This window comes from Pantoea sp. AG702, assembly GCF_003182295.1.
Classification (GTDB): domain Bacteria; phylum Pseudomonadota; class Gammaproteobacteria; order Enterobacterales; family Enterobacteriaceae; genus Pantoea; species Pantoea ananatis.
In genome coordinates this window covers 221,067-237,231 of record NZ_QGTU01000006.1, presented here as the reverse complement: position 1 = coordinate 237,231, position 16,165 = coordinate 221,067, and the positions used below count along the sequence as shown (strand labels likewise).

Here is a 16,165-nt window from a genome sequence, read left to right as displayed (position 1 = left end):
TTCGTCGGAAAATCGCTTCTTCATGGGGATGTCCTCATGTGGCTTATGAAGACATTACTAACATCACGGTGTATTAATCAACGGGGAGCAGGTCATGACGGCTGAACCCGTGGCCTACACCGATGCGGAAGAATTAGAAACTCTTCGCAAGGGAACATTTGCGGATATGTTTACGCCGCATGAATCCTATAAAGCAGACCAGTTATGGATTCCACTCTACACCACCCCGCCCGCTCAGCTTTTGCGCCCGGTGGAGTTGCCTGCAAGGGCTACAGCTGAAACATTTGGCGGGCTGTCTCTTGCCAAAGCTTATGGATGGAACGCATGCCTCGCTGAAGTCCAGCGCCTTGACGCCACCGCACAGCCTGTAAGCGATGGCTTGTATCGAATCGCCAATCACATAGCAGGAGCCAAAAACTCATTGCCTCAGGAGTGGCAGGATTGGGCCGAAGAGATTGAGTCTGATTTGCGCAAGCTGGCAGCAGCGTCGGGAGGTCAGGATGATTAGTGATGAGCGATTGGATAGGATTTTAGGGCTTAACGATTGCTACTCGCCGGAAGAAATGAAGGAGATGGCAAAAGAGATTCTGGCTTATCGGCAGGCGTTTAGTGAGCCATATGCGTACGAGGTTAAGGGCATCCTTTGTCACACGCTTGAAGAAGCAGAAATATACGTCGGCAAGCCAGATCCTCTATTCACAAAGCCAACCATCCCCGAATAACCAACCTGCTCCGGCAGGTTTTTTTACGACTTCATTCAGGAGTAACCACTATGTGCGCAGATATTCTCGACGAAGCTGCCGAGCACACGCAGCACATGATTGACCTGGCATTAGCCAACCGCAATAAGCCTCAGATGCAATTCACCGGCACCTGCCATTACTGCGAAGAGAAGGTATTGACCGGATTCTTCTGCTCACCAGAGTGCTGTGAGGATTTTGAGAAGGTTGAACGCGCTAAGCAGCATAGGAGGGTGGCATGAGCTTACTTGAGCTGTTAGTGAAAGAATTGCCAAAACTTGGAGGATGGCCTGGCGACCGAACTGTAGCCTCCAATGGTATCAATGGCACTGTAGTTTTCCATTCTAAAGGCCGAGCGCCATTTCTTATGGGCGGATTGAATTTCAGCGGTATAGGATGCGTTTCATACGAGGAATACGAAGCCGCCCTTGCAGCATCAAAGCAGCCTGAATGGAATGGAGAGGGTCTGCCACTGGTTGGCACTAAGTGTGATTGGCAGGATAAGAACACAAAAGCATGGCTCCCAGTGATTATTGTTTACGCATCCGAATGGGTTACGGTGATTCGAGAGGGTGATAAAAGTGATGCGGTTGAAATAGCAATTGAAAACTACGGCGATGAAGCGCGACGCCAGTTCCGACCAACCCTCAACGAAATGGATATCAAGCGTGAAGAGGCTATTGCTGCAATGAGGAATTTCGCCACGAACTACAATAACACTGCGGTGATTCACGCGATTGAAAAAGTTTACGACTCGATAGCCGCTGGCAAAATCCCTCACATCACCCTGAAGTGACCCCACCCCAATTAACCTTTATCGCGCTCTGCGTGAGGAGTTGTTATGTCTGAATATAAGTGCTGCCGCTGCAAAGCCGAACTTGATGGCTACAGCGCATATGAGTACCGGGGATTTGTTGCCTGCGAGGAGCATTTCGATGAGGTAATCAAGTTGGTAGGTGATAAGCGGGCCGATCTGATTTATAGGGAACAATCCAGGCTGGCTCCGCTAAAAGGAATGGATATTCACCCTAACTCACCAATAGGCCAGGTAAACAGGAAAATCCTGGGAGGAGTAATTGAAACCTCATCAAAGGAAAGCTTTGTAGAGGCCGAATATCGCAAAGGCATTCTGTGAACATCAACATCACCGCCGACCCGGGCGACTTAATCTCAATCGCCCTTCTCATCGCTCTGATTTACGCATTCAAACGCAGCAAGCCACCTGAGGAGTAGATATGGAAAACGACGAGCCATTGACGCTTGCCGAGGCCGCGCTTTACCTGAAAGTTTCAGCAAGAACCGTAAGCAACCTGATTCGCCGCGGAGAGTTGCCGGCGCGCAGAACAGGTGGAGACAGCGGCAAGTACCTGGTACTTCGCTCCGCCTGTATTGATTATGTTCGCAATCCATCACAGAATCGCCCGGCGAGCATGGGTGATGGCACAAACGGAGGTCCATCATGTCAATCACCCTCAGAGGCGGGGTATGGCACTGTCATTTCTTTACCCCGAATGGCAAAAGAGTTAGGCGATCGCTTAACACAGCGGACAAAAAGCAAGCGCAGGAGCTGCACGACCGGTTGAAAGCGGAGGCATGGCGGGTTGAGGAGTTAGGCGACCTGCCTGTCAGGTCTTTCGAAGAGGCCTGCATGCGCTGGCTTGATGAGAAAGAGCACAAGCGAAGCCTGGATGATGACAAGGTAAAGATTGAGTTCTTTCTTTACCATTTCTCAGGACGGGATATTTCCTCTATTACCGGCGAGGAGGTGCAAAAGATTGTTGGCAGGATGATCAACCGCAACCATCGCCGGAAATGGGAAATTCAGCGCGACGCGGCCATAAGGGACAGCAAGCCAGTACCTGAATACAAAGATCGGCCCGTCAGCGTAGGGACCAAAAGCCATTACCTTTCTTTTATGCGCTCACTTCTTCGTGCCGCGGCTAACGAATGGGGATGGATAAAGACAGCGCCGGTTATCAAGACCAAGAAGCCCGTAAGCAAAAGGATTCGCTGGCTGACCAGAGAGGAAGCAAACAGGCTCATCGACTGCATGCCAGACAGCATCAGACCGGTTGTGGTGTTTGCGCTGTCCACCGGGTTACGCCGTTCAAACATTTTGGATCTGGAATGGACTCAGGTTGATATGCAAAGGAAGGTGGCATGGATAAATCCGGAAAACGCCAAAGCGGGCAAGGCTATTGGCGTGGCGCTGAATGATACCGCATGCCGGGTGCTGAAGGAGCAGATAGGAAAGCATTCACGATGGGTTTTTGTTCACACCAAAGAGGCGACCAGGCCAGACGGCACCAGGACGCCATCAGTCAGGAAAATGCGGTGTGATGATAACACGGCGTGGCGGATAGGACTCAAGCGGGCAGGCATTGAGGATTTCCGTTTTCATGACTTACGGCATACCTGGGCAAGCTGGCTGATTCAGGCGGGTGTTCCACTCTCTGCATTGCAGGAAATGGGAGGATGGGAAAGCATCGAAATGGTACGCAGGTATGCACACCTGGCACCTAACCACCTGACCGAACATGCGCGCAAAATTGACTCACTTTTGGGTGATAACGACACAAATACGACACAAGGAGGAAATCAGGTAGGCTTGAAGCTTGCTTAAGTCATTGAAATATATTGGCGCGCCCTACAGGATTCGAACCTGTGACCTACGGCTTAGAAGGCCGGTGCTCTATCCAGCTGAGCTAAGGGCGCGGAGAGGTTGGGTCGAATTATACGGTTGAACGCTGTTACGTCAACGTTTTTGCCGCTGAGGCGCGGCGAGTGCCCAGGTAATAACCAATTTGCGCTAATGACGGTCGCGCCAGGCGCTGAGCGAGACCAGATTGCTTGCTTCTGTCGTTTCCCCTTCCAGCTCAACGCCCTGCTGCGTGACGCGCGCGTTGTATTGCTCGCGAAGCGCATTCAGCTCCTGGCTGTCGGGCTCTAACTGGCGCAAAAAGCCCAGTGCCAGCAACAGTTGCTGTCGGGTAAGCGTGGCAGAGAAACCGGCTCGGGTTAGCACGCTGTGCCAGCGCCAGGTATTTTCATCGCTGCCATCTACAATCAGCACCTGCCAAATCAGCAAAACCGCCGCGCCGTTGTTTAAGTGCGCTTCGTTATCACCCGCGATGTAATCAGTAAACTCTTTCGCCGCCTCTTTACCCATCTGCGACAGCATCGATTCAACATGGACCGGCGGCAGTTGCAGGCGCTTGCTGAGTGCCTGTGCGGCATGGCGTGAACCGGCGGTCAGCAACTGAAATCCTACAACAAATACAACAGCCAGAGTGGCAAGCATTAACCAAATCATCACGTCATCCAGTAAGGTCCCTGTCTGGCATCATAAGCGTTAACCCACACTTTCGTCACGGCGAAATATCGTAAACCACCCTGCTGCAAGAATCTCTACCTGACAGCCGGACGTGCTTCTGACAAAATAGGCGCCATCCCCGACTTAAACTCAACACAGTGGATTTACGCTCTGATGGCAGCAAAAATTATTGACGGTAAAACGATTGCGCAGCAGGTACGGCTTGAGGTTGCAGAAAAAGTGAAGCAACGTCTGGCAGCCGGTAAACGTGCTCCGGGTCTGGCAGTCGTTCTGGTGGGTGAAAACCCTGCATCGCAGATCTACGTCGGCAGTAAGCGTCGTGCCTGTGAAGAAGTGGGCTTTATCTCCCGCTCTTACGATCTGCCCGCCACCACCAGCGAAGCCGAGTTGCTGCAGCTGATCGATAAACTTAACAGCGACAACGAGATTGACGGCATTCTGGTGCAGCTGCCGCTCCCGGCAGGCATTGATAACGTCAAAATCCTGGAGCGCATTACGCCCGATAAAGACGTAGACGGCTTCCATCCCTATAACGTCGGTCGCCTGTGCCAGCGCGCACCTAAGCTGCGCCCTTGTACACCACGCGGCATCGTCACGCTGCTGGAGCGCTACAACATTGATGCCTACGGCCTGAATGCCGTCGTGGTGGGCGCCTCGAACATTGTGGGGCGTCCAATGAGCATGGAGCTGCTGTTAGCGGGCTGCACCACGACCGTAACGCACCGCTTTACTCGCGATCTGCGCCATCACGTTGAGCACGCCGATCTGCTGATCGTCGCGGTAGGCAAGCCCAACTTTATTCCAGGTGACTGGATTAAGCCGGGCGCTATTGTTATCGACGTCGGGATTAACCGTCTGGAAAGCGGCAAAGTCGTCGGTGATGTGGATTTTGATGCCGCTGCTGAGCGTGCCGCTTATATCACGCCCGTTCCCGGCGGCGTTGGGCCGATGACGGTCGCAACCTTAATCGAAAATACCTTACAGGCATGTGAAGAGTTTCACGATGGAGAGCAGGCATAATGGCGACGTTTTCTTTAGGTAAATTCCCACACGTTGATCTCTGCGACCTGCTGAAACTGGAAGGTTGGGTGGAAAGCGGCGCGCAGGCCAAAGTCGTGATTAGTGAAGGTGAAGTGCGGGTGGATGGGGAAGTTGAAACCCGTAAGCGCTGCAAAATCGTTCAGGGGCAAACGGTGGAGTTTGCCGGACAGCGCATCACTGTCGTTGCCTGATCGTCAGGTGCCCTGTGCCCGGGGCACCTTAAATCCTTTCTTCCTCAACTATCCGCGTTTCCCCGTTAATCTGCTCCAGCTCAATGTGATTCACTTCTGCATGCTGCGCGATCAGTGCGGCCAGCTTCGGTGAGTGACTGGTGATCCACAGCTGACTAAACTGGCTGGCTTCAGCAATCAGCGCTGCCAGCGCCGGGAGCAAATCCTCATGCAGGCTGTTCTCGGGTTCGTTGAGCGCCATAAAGGCAGGCGGGCGGGGGCTGAGCAGTGCGACCACGAGGCACAGAAAGCGCAGCGTCCCGTCAGAGAACTCGGCGCTTTCCAGCGGGCGCATAATGCCCTGTCGCCGCATCAGCATCTGGAAACGGCCGTTCTGGACATCCACCTGAAATTCGGTATCAGGGAAGGCTTTCGCTGTCACCTTGTAGAGCAGCTCATGATGACCCCGCTCGACAATGGTTGCCCATGCCGCCGCGAGGTTAGCGCCATCGTGCGCCAGAATGGGCGCGCGCACGCCAATCTGCGGCGCACGAATCGGCGAACCGGGCCAGACGGCAAACTCGTGATAGAAGCGCCACTGGCGCAGACGTTCACGCATCTGAGAAAGCTCAGGATAGCGGTGCGGCTCACCGAGCTGACCAAACAGGGACTCTTCGGGATGCAATACGGCGGGATAGCTTACGCGCTCCCCTTCTACATTATGCAAAAAGGCGGTCTGGTTCGTGCGCTGCATGATGCAGGAAGAGGGACGCCGCTGCTGACCACTCAGCCAGATACGTTCTTCTTTGACCAGCGGATCGAGGTTAAACAGGCTGGTCTCAAGCTTCTGAGGAAACCCCACCGCAAGCTCAAAATCCATGTCGTCCATCAGGACCGAGAGGATGAGTCGGCTGGCATCCTGACGACGAGCGCTGCGATGCAGTTCCCCTGCCCACATGACTTTTTGGATACCGCCCTCTTCTGCCAGCGCTAACGCCAGGCGACCATTGGCGGCCTCGTGCAGCAGGCGCACGGCCTTATACAGGTTGGATTTACCACAGCCATTAGGTCCGCTTACCACGTTCAGTTGCTGAAGCGGCAGGGTCAGATCGCGTACAGAGCGGAAACCGCGAAGGTGAATCTGTTTTATCGTCATAAACAAAAAAGGGCGATGACTCGCCCTCTCCTGTGTTGCCCGTTATTTACGTCGCCAGCTGGAGCCCAGAGGGCCATCTTCGACAATCACGCCAAGCGCGTTCAGCTTGTCGCGGGCTACATCAGCCTGCGCCCAGTCTTTTGCCGCACGTGCGTCGGCACGGGCTTTCACCCAGCGTTCGATTTCTGCCACTTCTTCATCGTTGCCCTGCGCACTGCTTTGCAGAAACACTTCTGGCTCCTGCTGCAGAATGCCCAGCACGTTGGCAATTTCACGTAGCTTTGCCGCCAGCGCATTGGCTGCCGTCATGTCTTCGCCTTTGAGACGGTTCACTTCACGCGCCATGTCGAACAGCACGGAATAGGCTTCCGGAGTGTTAAAATCATCGTCCATCGCCTCGCGGAAACGGGCCTCGAAGGCTTCACCGCCGTGGGCCACCGCGTTGCGATCGGTGTGTCGCAGCGCAGTATAAAGACGTTCCAGCGCCGCACGTGCCTGGTTCAGGTTATCTTCGCCATAGTTAAGCTGGCTACGATAGTGGCCGGACATCAGGAAATAGCGCACGGTTTCGGCATCATAATGCTGCAGTACGTCGCGCACGGTGAAAAAGTTATTCAGCGACTTCGACATCTTCTCACGATCGATCATCACCATGCCTGAATGCATCCAGTAGTTCACATAGGGACCATCATGGGCGCAGGTAGACTGGGCGATTTCGTTTTCGTGATGTGGGAACATCAGGTCAGATCCGCCGCCGTGGATGTCGAAATGCGCGCCAAGCTGTTTGCAGTTCATGGCTGAACACTCAATATGCCAGCCCGGGCGCCCCTGGCCCCACGGTGAAGGCCATGAGGGTTCGTCCGCTTTAGACATCTTCCACAGCACGAAATCCATGGGATTACGCTTCACATCCGCCACTTCAACGCGGGCGCCGGCCTGAAGCTGGTCCAGATCCTGACGCGACAGTGCACCGTAATCCACATCGCTCAGCACATCAAACATGACATCGCCGTTTTCCGCCACATAGGCATGACCGCGGGCAATCAGCTTTTCCACCAGCTCGACGATTTCCGGAATATGGCGCGTCGCGCGCGGTTCCCGATCTGGCGGCAAAATGCCCAGCGCATCAAAATCGCTGTGCATCTCGGCAATCATGCGATTGGTCAGGGTTTCGATGCTCTCGCCGTTCTCGTTGGCACGCTTGATAATTTTGTCGTCGATATCGGTAATGTTGCGCACGTAATTTACGTCAAAACCGACGTAACGCAGATAGCGCGATACCACATCAAACGCCACAAACGTGCGCCCGTGCCCAATGTGACAGAGGTCATACACCGTGATGCCGCAGACATACATGCCGATTTTGCCAGCATGAATAGGGGTAAATTCCTCTTTTTGTCGACTCAGGGTGTTATAAATCTTCAGCATTGGGGTTTCCGTAGTAAGCGTGCGTAACGCACCGTTTTAAGTATCCTGATATTGTGCCGTATTTTTATCTGTCACGCGATGCAAAGCAAGCCAACTGCGCAGCCTGGCTGACGTATTATCGGAAATTATGATATAAGAACGTTCGAGAAAAAGGCGTGTGCACCCTAACCGCGCACCCTATGCTACTGACGACAACCTTTACAGGACGAAAAAAATGGTAACTTTCCAGACTAACCATGGCGATATCGTGATCAAGACCTTCGATGACAAAGCGCCCGCAACCGTAAAGAACTTCCTGGATTACTGCCGTGAAGGTTTCTACGACAACACCATTTTTCACCGTGTGATTAACGGCTTTATGATTCAGGGTGGCGGTTTTGAACCCGGCATGAAGCAGAAAGCCACCAAAGAAGAGATCCGTAACGAAGCCAACAACGGTCTGAAAAACACCAAAGGTACGCTGGCGATGGCGCGGACTTCTGCCCCGCACTCTGCGACCGCACAGTTTTTCATTAACGTGGCTGACAATGACTTCCTGAACTTTCGTGACGAAAGCCTGCAGGGCTGGGGTTACTGTGTGTTTGCAGAAGTGGTTGAAGGTATGGATGTGGTTGAGAAAATCAAAGCCGTTTCAACCGGCCGCAGCGGTATGCATCAGGACGTGCCGAAAGACGACGTTGTGATCCAGAAAGTGACCGTCAGCGAGTAATGCCGCGCACGCTGTTTATCGCAGATCTTCATCTGTGTCAGGAAGAACCGGCGATCACCGCCGGTTTTCTGCATTTTCTACAGCGCGAAGCCCCACACTGCGACGCGCTCTATATTCTCGGCGATCTGTTTGAAACCTGGATAGGCGATGACGATCCCAATCCCCTGCATCAACAGGTTGCTGATGCCCTGCGAGCCGTGCCTGTTCCGGTGTACTTTATTCATGGCAATCGCGATTTCTTAATCGGTCAACGTTTCGCCCGCGCCAGCGGCATGACGCTGTTGCCTGAAGCGCGCGTGCTGACGCTTTACGGCCATCGAGTGCTGATTATGCACGGCGATACGCTGTGTACCGACGATGTGGGTTACCTGCAGTTCCGCGCTAAAGTCCACAACCCCTGGATTCAACGTCTGTTCCTGGCGTTGCCGCTGTTTATTCGCAAACGCATCGCAGAACGTATGCGTGCCAACAGTAAACAGGCCAATCAGCATAAGTCGCTGGAGATTATGGATGTGAATCAACAGGCCGTGATCGATGCCCTGCTTCTGCATAAGGCGCCACTGCTGATTCATGGGCACACGCACCGTCCCGCGATACACGATCTGTCGCTCAATGGCGTAAACGCTCAGCGTGCCGTATTAGGGGCCTGGCACAGTCGGGGATCCATGATTCAACTCGATGCCAGCGGCATTCAGCTGATTGATTTCGACTTCTGACAGGGCGAATCGGTTAGCTTCTCATCCAGGAAGGGATGGGGATAGTCTGCGCCAAATTGTTCACGCCATGTGCGCTCAATTCGTGCTCTGTCCGTCTGGATGATCGCTTCCCGCGCCAGGTATGCCATGGCTTCATGCGCATGACGCAACGCTGCAGCCTGGTACGCATCCGGCCAGGCGACAGACAACATGCCCAGCGCCTTAAGTAACCGTAACTGCACTTCTTTTATCGCCGCGCCGTCTCGCGCGACAGGTGAGAAAAAATCATCGAATAATGCGTCTACTGACAAGGGCGCGACGTGAATGGCGGGATAGATCACCGTTGGCGCCGCACATTCGCGTGCAAAGCAGGAGAGTATTCTGACGGCTCGCCCGATCACATCGATGGCGGTGCCAGGGTCATTAGTCGCAGGCGACAGCGCACGCGAGGCGATTTCTGCCATCACACACAGGCAAAAACGTGGATCTTGGGCGAAAGTGCGAGACGCGGCTATTGTCAGGGCAGACAACATCAGTTTGCGTTGCTCCGCAGGCAGGGCGTGGGTGACATACATGACCGGGCGGGCGGGATGAACAAAAAATCCGGGTTGCGCGACCAGGTAAACATGTACAGGACTGTCTGTGATCGCCTTATGTAGCCTGTCCATATCAATATGCTGAACATAGCCAATAGCGTCCGAATAAACAGCAAACGTGCCCGCAGGTTGACGATCGCTTTCCCGCCAGGGCCTGGCGCCGAAACAAGGGGATTGAGCACGCGCGCTAAAAACATCAAGCGCCATGCGTTCCACACGTGAGGTCGTTTCATCTACGCTGCCAAGCGAGGTGAGATGGTGAATCCAGCGCAGAAGCGTCACCAGAATTAATGCAATGACCACCAGCGTGACCGCAAACAGGATCACTCGCCCCTGTTCACCATAAGCCCCCATATTCAGGGCGATGATGCCGACCAGACTAAACAGGAAAGAGCCAATAAAGGTCGCGAGAACATTTTGTGTTGTACTGTCTTCAACGACCAGTTTCGTGGCGCGCGGCGTAACATGGGTAGTTGCTGAACCAAACGCCGTTACCATCGTACTCAAGGAAAACGTGGTGACCGCCAGCATGCTGGACGCCAGAATATTCAGGATATTGTCCACTGCGTCAGCACCCACCTTTACCGAAACCGAGGGGGGAATTGCAGATTTAAAGACAATGGAGGCCAGGGCGCTGACAACCGCAGCAAGGGCAAATAAAGTTGCCCTGAACCACAGTTTTCTGCCTGCTTGTCTGAAAATAAGTTGCCAGCGTGAAATCATCCTGTTCCTCTTTCTGTCAGTTAACGTCATCCCTTACCAACCGGGTGCAGCGCGGCTTATCATGTCAGTCACCTTGCAACTCTGTTAACTAAAGTTCAGCGTTTCTTGCGCGTCAACGTCAGAGAACAGAATGTCGATAAAACCCTGCCAGCGCGACGTGTAATCCCGACGCAACCGTTTTCCTTGCGCCCTTCTCATGCTATTCTCTTTGCCCTTCAAAACCTGTCCGCCTGGTCAGGTGTGTTTTCATTCACAGGAGTTGACCGCATGTCGTCGAATGCCGCCCCGGCCCGCATCGCTGTTGTTATGGGTTCCAAAAGTGACTGGTCCACCATGCAGTTCGCTGCGGAAATCCTCTCCAGCCTGGACGTGCCCTTCCATGTGGAAGTGGTCTCAGCGCACCGTACCCCGGACAAGCTGTTTAGCTTTGCCGAAACGGCTGCAGATAACGGCTTTCAGGTCATCATTGCCGGTGCCGGTGGCGCGGCGCACCTGCCTGGCATGCTGGCGGCAAAAACCCTGCTGCCGGTGCTGGGCGTGCCGGTGCAGAGCGCAGCGCTGAGCGGCGTTGACAGCCTCTACTCTATTGTGCAAATGCCGCGCGGTATTCCGGTCGGCACGCTGGCAATCGGTAAAGCCGGTGCCGCCAATGCGGCACTGCTGGCCGCGCAGATTCTGGCGATTCACGACGGCGCGCTGTCATCTCGTCTGGCCGCCTGGCGTCAGGCACAGACCGATGAGGTGCTGGATAATCCGGATCCGCGGGAGGACGCATGAAGCCGGTTTGCGTACTGGGTAACGGTCAGCTTGGCCGCATGTTGCGCCAGGCGGGCGAGCCGATGGGCATTGCCGTTCATCCCGTGGGGCTGGATGCCGATCCCGCCGCCCTGCCTATCGCCGAAAGCGTGATTACGGCCGAAATCGAGCGTTGGCCCGAAACCGCTCTGACGCGCGAGCTGGCGAATCATCCGGCCTTTGTGAACCGCGATATTTTTCCGCGTCTGGCCGATCGCCTGACGCAAAAGCAACTGCTGGACGAGCTTAATCTGGCGACTGCGCCCTGGCAGTTGCTGGCGGATAAAAGCGAGTGGCCTGCGGTTTTCTCTCGGCTGGGTGAACTGGCGATTGTTAAACGCCGCACCGGGGGTTACGACGGTCGCGGTCAGTGGCGTTTACGGGCCAGCGAAACGGCCACGTTACCCGACGACTGCTATGGCGAGTGTATCGTCGAACAGGGCATTCACTTTTCAGGTGAAGTGTCGCTGGTCGGCGCGCGCGGCCACGACGGCAGCACCGTGTTTTATCCCCTGACACATAATCTGCACGAAGAAGGCATTCTGCGGACCAGCGTCGCTTTTCCCCAGGCAGATGTGGAACAGCAGCAGCAGGCCGAAGGAATGCTGGGCGCGATCCTTCACGCGCTTGACTACGTTGGCGTGATGGCGATGGAATGTTTTGTGACGCCACAGGGTCTGTTGATTAATGAGCTGGCGCCGCGGGTGCATAACAGTGGACACTGGACGCAGAACGGCGCCTCGATTAGCCAGTTCGAACTGCATCTGCGCGCGATTTTGGGGCTGGCGTTGCCCCAGCCGGTCGTCATTGCGCCCTCGGTCATGATCAACCTGATTGGCACCGATGTGAACCCAGACTGGCTACAGCAGCCGCTTGTCCATCTGCACTGGTATGACAAAGCGGTTCGGCAAGGTCGCAAGGTGGGCCATCTGAACCTGACCGACAGCGATCAGCCCCGACTCAAAGCTGCACTGCATGCGCTGTTGCCCCTGCTGCCGGCTGAATATGCCAGTGGTATTCGCTGGGCCACAGACAAGCTTTAAGACGGACTGACGCCGTGCGCAGCCTTGCCGCGCACGGCGTTTTTTATGCGCCGTCGAACGTCCTGAACAGCGCTTTGCCCTTGAGCAAACGCACGCCCAGCCAGCCTCCGCACAGCGACAACAACAACGCGCCACACAACGGTAACGCCAGCCACAAGGCCCAGTCGGGCTGCCACGGGAAATCGAAGATTTTACGCTGCAGCGCCCAGAGCGCCGCTTCAGCCCCCACTGCGGCCGCAACGCCGGACACCACGCCAATCAGCGCAAACTCACACCACAAGGTCGTCCGCAGCAGTCGCTTGCCTGCACCCAACGTGCGGTACACTACCAGTTCCTGACGGCGCTGACGCATGCCCACCTGAATCTGGGCCATCAGCAGCAATATGCCACAGGCAGTCACCAGCACCACCATAATCTCCAGGGCCTGGCTGACCTGGGTCAGCACCTGTCCGATCTGACGCATGATGCTGCCAATATCCAGCAGGCTCAGGGTCGGGAACTCACGGTTTAGCTGCGCCAGCAGTGTGGGGTTATTGTCCAGCCGAAAGCTGGTGAGCCAGGTCAGCGGCTGGCTGTCGAGCGCACCGGGTGGAAAGATAAAGAAGAAGTTTGGCTTCAGGCTTTCCCAGTCAACCTTGCGCAGACTGGTAATTTTGGCACTGAACTGTTGCGTATCCCCCTCAAACGTTAAGCTGTCTCCCAGCTTCACCCCCAGCCGCTCCGCCAGCTCGGCCTCCATAGACACTTCCCCCACGGCAGGCGGCCAGTTGCCCGCCACCAGCGGATTATGCGCAGGGAGGGCCGCCAGCGAAGTCAGGTTGAGCTCACGGTTAAGGGCATTATCCCGTTCAGGATCGGCGGCTTGGCCGTTCAACTCGCTCAGCCGCATCCGTGCGATGGGATAAAAGGTTTCTGGTTTAATCTGATGCGTCTGCAGGAAATCACGCACCTGCGGCACCTGATCGGCCGTCATGTTAAGCAGGAAAAAGTTCGGGCTGTCTGCGGGTAACTGCTGCTGCCAGCGATCCAGCAGATCGCCTCGCATCACCAGCAGCAGGGCCAGCAACATAAACGACAGTGAGAACGCGGCAAGCTGGCTCAGTGTCATCGCGGGCTGTCGCAGTAGCCGATTAATCGCCAGACGCAGCGCCAGATTTAGCACTGTCAGACGGCGCAGAAGCAGTAACGTGCCCCAGCCAAGCAGCGCCAGTAGCCCCGCCAGCACCACCACGCCCGCCAGCAGCGCCCACAGCATGTTACTGCCGCCCACCAGCGCCGCCAGCAGCCCCACCACCACCACGACCATCGCCGGCAGGTAGATTTTCAGCGGCCAGACGGTGGCGACGGCATCGCGCCGAAATACGCGCAAAGGCTGCGTCGCCAGCAGCAGGCGATAAGGACGCAATCCCACCAGCAGGGAAATGACAAACAGCGACCCTGTGGCCCATAGCCACGGCCACAGGCTCGCATCAGGCAGGGATGCGGGCAGAACGGGTTTAAGCATTCTCATCAACAGGGCTTCGACGCCCAGCCCGACTGCCCCGCCCGCTACGGCCGCCAGCAGCAATACCGCCAGCCACTGTCCAATAATCAGCTTTTGCAGCGCGCCGCGCGTAGCACCCAGCGTTTTCAGCACCGCCACCAGGTCGTAACGACTTCGGCAATAATGGCTCATTGCCACGGCCACGGCAGCGATCGCCAGCATCAGCGTTAACAACGCCGATAACAGCAAAAACTGCTGCGCGCGCTGCATTGAACGGCCCAGCGCATCTTCGGTGTTCTCAATACTGATCCAGCGTTGACCGGTTTTTATTTGCGGCGTTATCCAGCGGTCGTAGTTTTCCAGCTGCTGAGGGGTGCCAGCAAACTTGTAGCGCCAGGTGATGCGACTGCCGGGCTGGATCGCGCCGGTCTTATCGGCATCGGCCAGATTAATCAGTAAACGCGGCGCCATTTCGAACGGATTGAAACCGCCATCCGGCTCCTGTATCACCTCTCCGGCAATACGCAGCGTGGTATCTCCCACATCGAGTTCATCGCCCACGTGGAGGTTAAGCAGCGCCATTAAGCGCGGAGCGGCCAGCGCCGTGCCGGGCTGAGGTTTCAGGCCCGGCGGGCGGGTTTGCAGCTCGCCAAACATCGGGTAGTGGTTATCGACGGCTTTGACCGACGCCAGCTGCGGCGTCTGGCCGGCAAAGGTCATGGTCATAAAGCTCAGCTGACGGCTAACCGATAATCCCACTTGCTGCGCTTTCGCCAGCCAGTCGGGCGGTGCCGCCGTGCTGGTGCGCAGGGTACGATCGCCCGCCATAAAGTCGCGACTCTGCTGACTCAGCCCTTTTTCCATCCGGTCGCTGATTGATCCCAGCGCCAGCACGCAGGCCACCGCCAGAGTGAGTGCCAGCCAGACGATTAACAGTGAGGGCGAACGCCACTCACGCCAGAACCAGCGCCAGATCATTGCTCCTCCCACAGTTTGCCGTCACGCAGACGCAAGCGTCGGTTACAGCGCGCCGCCAGCTGCTCGTCATGGGTAACCAGAATTAACGTCGTGGCAAAATCGCGGTTGAGGGAAAACAGCAGATCGACAATACGCTCGCCGGTTTTACGATCCAGATTCCCCGTGGGCTCATCGGCGAACAGCAGGCCCGGACGACCGCTGAAGGCCCGGGCAAGCGCGACGCGTTGCTGCTCACCACCGGATAACTGCGCGGGCAGATGCAGCAAACGCTCACCCAGGCCTAACTGCGTGAGCAGCTCCCGTGCCTGGTCACGGCTCTGACGGTCGCTCTCACCGCGCAGCAGTGCAGGCAACTGAACATTTTCCAGCGCATTTAACGTTGGCACCAGCATAAAAGACTGGAACACGAATCCTACCTGCTGCGCACGTAATGCCGCCCGCTGCTCTTCATTCATCTGATGCAAAGGCTGGCCCAGCAGATGCACCTCCCCCTGGCTGCCGTCATCCAGACCGGCCAGAATCCCCAACAGCGTGGATTTACCCGATCCTGACTCGCCAATCAGGGCGATTGTTTCAGCTGGTTTGACAACTAACTCAACTCCGGTAAGGATGGTTAACTGATGCTCTCCCTGACCCACGGACTTAGTAAGATGATGAACTTCAAGAATGTTTTCCGCTGGCATTATCCTTTCCTGTTATTGTGCTGTCTGTTGGTGTCCCGTCTTGCTGCGGCCGATACGTTGCTGGTGCTGGGCGACAGCCTGAGTGCAGGCTATCAAATGTCGGCCAGTAAAGCCTGGCCCAGCCTGCTCGATAAAAACTGGCAGCAGCAGCCCAGAGTGATTAATGCCAGTATTAGCGGCGATACCGCCGCACAAGGACTGGCACGCTTACCTGCCCTATTAAAACAGCACCAACCGCAGTGGGTGTTAATCGAATTGGGCGGTAACGACGGCTTACGTGGCTTTCCGCCAAAGGATATTGAGCAAACGTTAAGCACCATCATCGAGCAGGTAAAAACCGCCAGGGCTAAACCGATCCTGATGCAGGTACGTTTACCCGCCAACTACGGCCGCCGTTATACGGATGCGTTCCGCGCGATTTATCCGCAGTTGGCGAAACAGCACGATATTCCTTTACTGCCCTTTTTCATGGAGCAGGTTTATTTAAAACCCGAATGGATGCAGCAGGATGGTATTCATCCCAATCCTGACGCCCAACCCTTTATCGCTGAACTGATGGCGAAAGAACTGGCCCCATTAGTTAAGCAGTAG

General features: G+C 55.7%; 20 protein-coding genes and 1 tRNA gene. 14 read left to right on the top strand and 7 right to left on the bottom strand.

Features of this window, described 5'->3' with window-relative positions; genetic code table 11:
- Window positions 1–94: 94 nt before the first annotated feature.
- The 7 genes from DFO57_RS17055 to DFO57_RS17025 all read left to right on the top strand — a co-directional run bounded on the left by DFO57_RS17055 (window position 95) and on the right by DFO57_RS17025 (window position 3,363).
- Window positions 95–508 (top strand): hypothetical protein, encoded by a 414-nt coding sequence (locus DFO57_RS17055; protein WP_110015542.1) that lies wholly within the window; start codon window positions 95–97, stop codon window positions 506–508.
- Window positions 501–722 carry a hypothetical protein gene (locus DFO57_RS17050; protein WP_110015541.1) on the top strand — a complete coding sequence of 74 codons (222 nt, stop codon included), beginning with the start codon at window positions 501–503 and terminating at the stop codon, window positions 720–722. The genes DFO57_RS17055 and DFO57_RS17050 overlap by 8 nt, the downstream gene beginning before the upstream one ends.
- A 50-nt stretch (window positions 723–772) precedes the next feature.
- The gene (locus DFO57_RS17045) at window positions 773–982 is read left to right on the top strand and encodes a hypothetical protein (protein WP_110015540.1); all 210 of its coding nucleotides are present in this window, start codon (window positions 773–775) and stop codon (window positions 980–982) included.
- Complete coding sequence (locus tag DFO57_RS17040) at window positions 979–1,536, top strand: hypothetical protein (RefSeq protein WP_110015539.1); 558 nt, start codon at window positions 979–981, stop codon at window positions 1,534–1,536. The genes DFO57_RS17045 and DFO57_RS17040 overlap by 4 nt, the downstream gene beginning before the upstream one ends.
- Before the next feature lie 45 nt (window positions 1,537–1,581).
- Complete coding sequence (locus DFO57_RS17035; RefSeq protein WP_110015538.1) at window positions 1,582–1,875, top strand: hypothetical protein; 294 nt, start codon at window positions 1,582–1,584, stop codon at window positions 1,873–1,875.
- Between the two features lie 100 nt (window positions 1,876–1,975).
- Window positions 1,976–2,323, top strand: a complete 348-nt coding sequence (locus DFO57_RS23095) for a helix-turn-helix domain-containing protein (RefSeq protein ID WP_073991372.1) — start codon at window positions 1,976–1,978, stop codon at window positions 2,321–2,323.
- The gene (locus DFO57_RS17025) at window positions 2,206–3,363 is read left to right on the top strand and encodes a tyrosine-type recombinase/integrase (protein WP_369974475.1); all 1,158 of its coding nucleotides are present in this window, start codon (window positions 2,206–2,208) and stop codon (window positions 3,361–3,363) included. The genes DFO57_RS23095 and DFO57_RS17025 overlap by 118 nt, the downstream gene beginning before the upstream one ends.
- Before the next feature lie 15 nt (window positions 3,364–3,378).
- Here DFO57_RS17025 and DFO57_RS17020 read toward each other — a convergent pair.
- Window positions 3,379–3,455 (bottom strand) — tRNA-Arg (locus DFO57_RS17020).
- Between the two features lie 94 nt (window positions 3,456–3,549).
- Window positions 3,550–4,053 carry a DUF1198 family protein gene (locus tag DFO57_RS17015; RefSeq protein ID WP_028714903.1) on the bottom strand — a complete coding sequence of 168 codons (504 nt, stop codon included), beginning with the start codon at window positions 4,051–4,053 and terminating at the stop codon, window positions 3,550–3,552.
- Window positions 4,054–4,227: 174 nt separating this feature from the next.
- Between DFO57_RS17015 and folD the strand changes: the two genes are divergently transcribed.
- Window positions 4,228–5,094: a bifunctional methylenetetrahydrofolate dehydrogenase/methenyltetrahydrofolate cyclohydrolase FolD gene (folD, locus tag DFO57_RS17010; RefSeq protein ID WP_014593113.1), complete on the top strand. Its 867-nt coding sequence runs from the start codon at window positions 4,228–4,230 to the stop codon at window positions 5,092–5,094.
- Window positions 5,094–5,306: a ribosome-associated protein YbcJ gene (gene ybcJ, locus DFO57_RS17005; protein WP_013024949.1), complete on the top strand. Its 213-nt coding sequence runs from the start codon at window positions 5,094–5,096 to the stop codon at window positions 5,304–5,306. Before folD ends, ybcJ begins: the two co-directional genes overlap by 1 nt.
- Before the next feature lie 28 nt (window positions 5,307–5,334).
- On the opposite strand, the gene DFO57_RS17000 is transcribed toward ybcJ, so the two are convergent.
- On the bottom strand, window positions 5,335–6,441 hold the full coding sequence (locus tag DFO57_RS17000; RefSeq protein WP_029568510.1) for an AAA family ATPase: 1,107 nt from the start codon (window positions 6,439–6,441) through the stop codon (window positions 5,335–5,337).
- Between the two features lie 42 nt (window positions 6,442–6,483).
- On the bottom strand, window positions 6,484–7,869 hold the full coding sequence (cysS, locus tag DFO57_RS16995; protein WP_029568509.1) for a cysteine--tRNA ligase: 1,386 nt from the start codon (window positions 7,867–7,869) through the stop codon (window positions 6,484–6,486).
- 214 nt (window positions 7,870–8,083) lie between these two features.
- Here cysS and ppiB point away from each other — a divergent pair, with 214 nt between their 5' ends.
- Together ppiB and lpxH are read left to right on the top strand one after the other, a co-directional pair.
- Window positions 8,084–8,578 carry a peptidylprolyl isomerase B gene (gene ppiB / locus DFO57_RS16990; RefSeq protein ID WP_014593110.1) on the top strand — a complete coding sequence of 165 codons (495 nt, stop codon included), beginning with the start codon at window positions 8,084–8,086 and terminating at the stop codon, window positions 8,576–8,578.
- Window positions 8,578–9,294, top strand: a complete 717-nt coding sequence (lpxH, locus tag DFO57_RS16985; protein ID WP_029568508.1) for a UDP-2,3-diacylglucosamine diphosphatase — start codon at window positions 8,578–8,580, stop codon at window positions 9,292–9,294. The genes ppiB and lpxH overlap by 1 nt, the downstream gene beginning before the upstream one ends.
- Here lpxH and DFO57_RS16980 read toward each other — a convergent pair.
- A complete protein-coding gene (locus DFO57_RS16980; RefSeq protein ID WP_029568507.1) occupies window positions 9,270–10,592 on the bottom strand; it encodes a DUF2254 domain-containing protein in 1,323 nt (440 codons plus the stop codon). The genes lpxH and DFO57_RS16980 overlap by 25 nt on opposite strands.
- A gap of 267 nt (window positions 10,593–10,859) precedes the next feature.
- On the opposite strand from DFO57_RS16980, the gene purE reads away from it, so the two are divergent.
- Window positions 10,860–11,369 carry a 5-(carboxyamino)imidazole ribonucleotide mutase gene (purE, locus tag DFO57_RS16975; protein WP_029568506.1) on the top strand — a complete coding sequence of 170 codons (510 nt, stop codon included), beginning with the start codon at window positions 10,860–10,862 and terminating at the stop codon, window positions 11,367–11,369.
- On the top strand, window positions 11,366–12,430 hold the full coding sequence (gene purK, locus DFO57_RS16970; protein ID WP_014593106.1) for a 5-(carboxyamino)imidazole ribonucleotide synthase: 1,065 nt from the start codon (window positions 11,366–11,368) through the stop codon (window positions 12,428–12,430). Before purE ends, purK begins: the two co-directional genes overlap by 4 nt.
- A 43-nt stretch (window positions 12,431–12,473) precedes the next feature.
- On the opposite strand, the gene ybbP is transcribed toward purK, so the two are convergent.
- Together ybbP and ybbA are read right to left on the bottom strand one after the other, a co-directional pair.
- Complete coding sequence (gene ybbP, locus DFO57_RS16965) at window positions 12,474–14,891, bottom strand: putative ABC transporter permease subunit YbbP (RefSeq protein WP_078829185.1); 2,418 nt, start codon at window positions 14,889–14,891, stop codon at window positions 12,474–12,476.
- A complete protein-coding gene (gene ybbA / locus DFO57_RS16960; protein ID WP_013024940.1) occupies window positions 14,888–15,574 on the bottom strand; it encodes a putative ABC transporter ATP-binding protein YbbA in 687 nt (228 codons plus the stop codon). The genes ybbP and ybbA overlap by 4 nt, the downstream gene beginning before the upstream one ends.
- Between ybbA and tesA the strand changes: the two genes are divergently transcribed.
- The gene (tesA, locus tag DFO57_RS16955) at window positions 15,542–16,165 is read left to right on the top strand and encodes a multifunctional acyl-CoA thioesterase I/protease I/lysophospholipase L1 (RefSeq protein WP_022622644.1); all 624 of its coding nucleotides are present in this window, start codon (window positions 15,542–15,544) and stop codon (window positions 16,163–16,165) included. The genes ybbA and tesA overlap by 33 nt on opposite strands.

What these genes read in the sequence shown, in the direction of transcription:
- DFO57_RS17055 (WP_110015542.1), top strand. Translation starts at nt 95, where the DNA reads ATGACGGCTGAACCCGTGGCCTACACCGATGCGGAAGAATTAGAAACT.
- DFO57_RS17050 (WP_110015541.1), top strand. Translation starts at nt 501, where the DNA reads ATGATTAGTGATGAGCGATTGGATAGGATTTTAGGGCTTAACGATTGC.
- DFO57_RS17045 (WP_110015540.1), top strand. Translation starts at nt 773, where the DNA reads ATGTGCGCAGATATTCTCGACGAAGCTGCCGAGCACACGCAGCACATG.
- DFO57_RS17040 (WP_110015539.1), top strand. Translation starts at nt 979, where the DNA reads ATGAGCTTACTTGAGCTGTTAGTGAAAGAATTGCCAAAACTTGGAGGA.
- DFO57_RS17035 (WP_110015538.1), top strand. Translation starts at nt 1,582, where the DNA reads ATGTCTGAATATAAGTGCTGCCGCTGCAAAGCCGAACTTGATGGCTAC.
- DFO57_RS23095 (WP_073991372.1), top strand. Translation starts at nt 1,976, where the DNA reads ATGGAAAACGACGAGCCATTGACGCTTGCCGAGGCCGCGCTTTACCTG.
- DFO57_RS17015 (WP_028714903.1), bottom strand. Translation starts at nt 4,053, where the DNA reads ATGATTTGGTTAATGCTTGCCACTCTGGCTGTTGTATTTGTTGTAGGA.
- folD (WP_014593113.1), top strand. Translation starts at nt 4,228, where the DNA reads ATGGCAGCAAAAATTATTGACGGTAAAACGATTGCGCAGCAGGTACGG.
- ybcJ (WP_013024949.1), top strand. Translation starts at nt 5,094, where the DNA reads ATGGCGACGTTTTCTTTAGGTAAATTCCCACACGTTGATCTCTGCGAC.
- DFO57_RS17000 (WP_029568510.1), bottom strand. Translation starts at nt 6,441, where the DNA reads ATGACGATAAAACAGATTCACCTTCGCGGTTTCCGCTCTGTACGCGAT.
- cysS (WP_029568509.1), bottom strand. Translation starts at nt 7,869, where the DNA reads ATGCTGAAGATTTATAACACCCTGAGTCGACAAAAAGAGGAATTTACC.
- ppiB (WP_014593110.1), top strand. Translation starts at nt 8,084, where the DNA reads ATGGTAACTTTCCAGACTAACCATGGCGATATCGTGATCAAGACCTTC.
- lpxH (WP_029568508.1), top strand. Translation starts at nt 8,578, where the DNA reads ATGCCGCGCACGCTGTTTATCGCAGATCTTCATCTGTGTCAGGAAGAA.
- DFO57_RS16980 (WP_029568507.1), bottom strand. Translation starts at nt 10,592, where the DNA reads ATGATTTCACGCTGGCAACTTATTTTCAGACAAGCAGGCAGAAAACTG.
- purE (WP_029568506.1), top strand. Translation starts at nt 10,860, where the DNA reads ATGTCGTCGAATGCCGCCCCGGCCCGCATCGCTGTTGTTATGGGTTCC.
- purK (WP_014593106.1), top strand. Translation starts at nt 11,366, where the DNA reads ATGAAGCCGGTTTGCGTACTGGGTAACGGTCAGCTTGGCCGCATGTTG.
- ybbP (WP_078829185.1), bottom strand. Translation starts at nt 14,891, where the DNA reads ATGATCTGGCGCTGGTTCTGGCGTGAGTGGCGTTCGCCCTCACTGTTA.
- tesA (WP_022622644.1), top strand. Translation starts at nt 15,542, where the DNA reads ATGATGAACTTCAAGAATGTTTTCCGCTGGCATTATCCTTTCCTGTTA.
- ybbA (WP_013024940.1), bottom strand. Translation starts at nt 15,574, where the DNA reads ATGCCAGCGGAAAACATTCTTGAAGTTCATCATCTTACTAAGTCCGTG.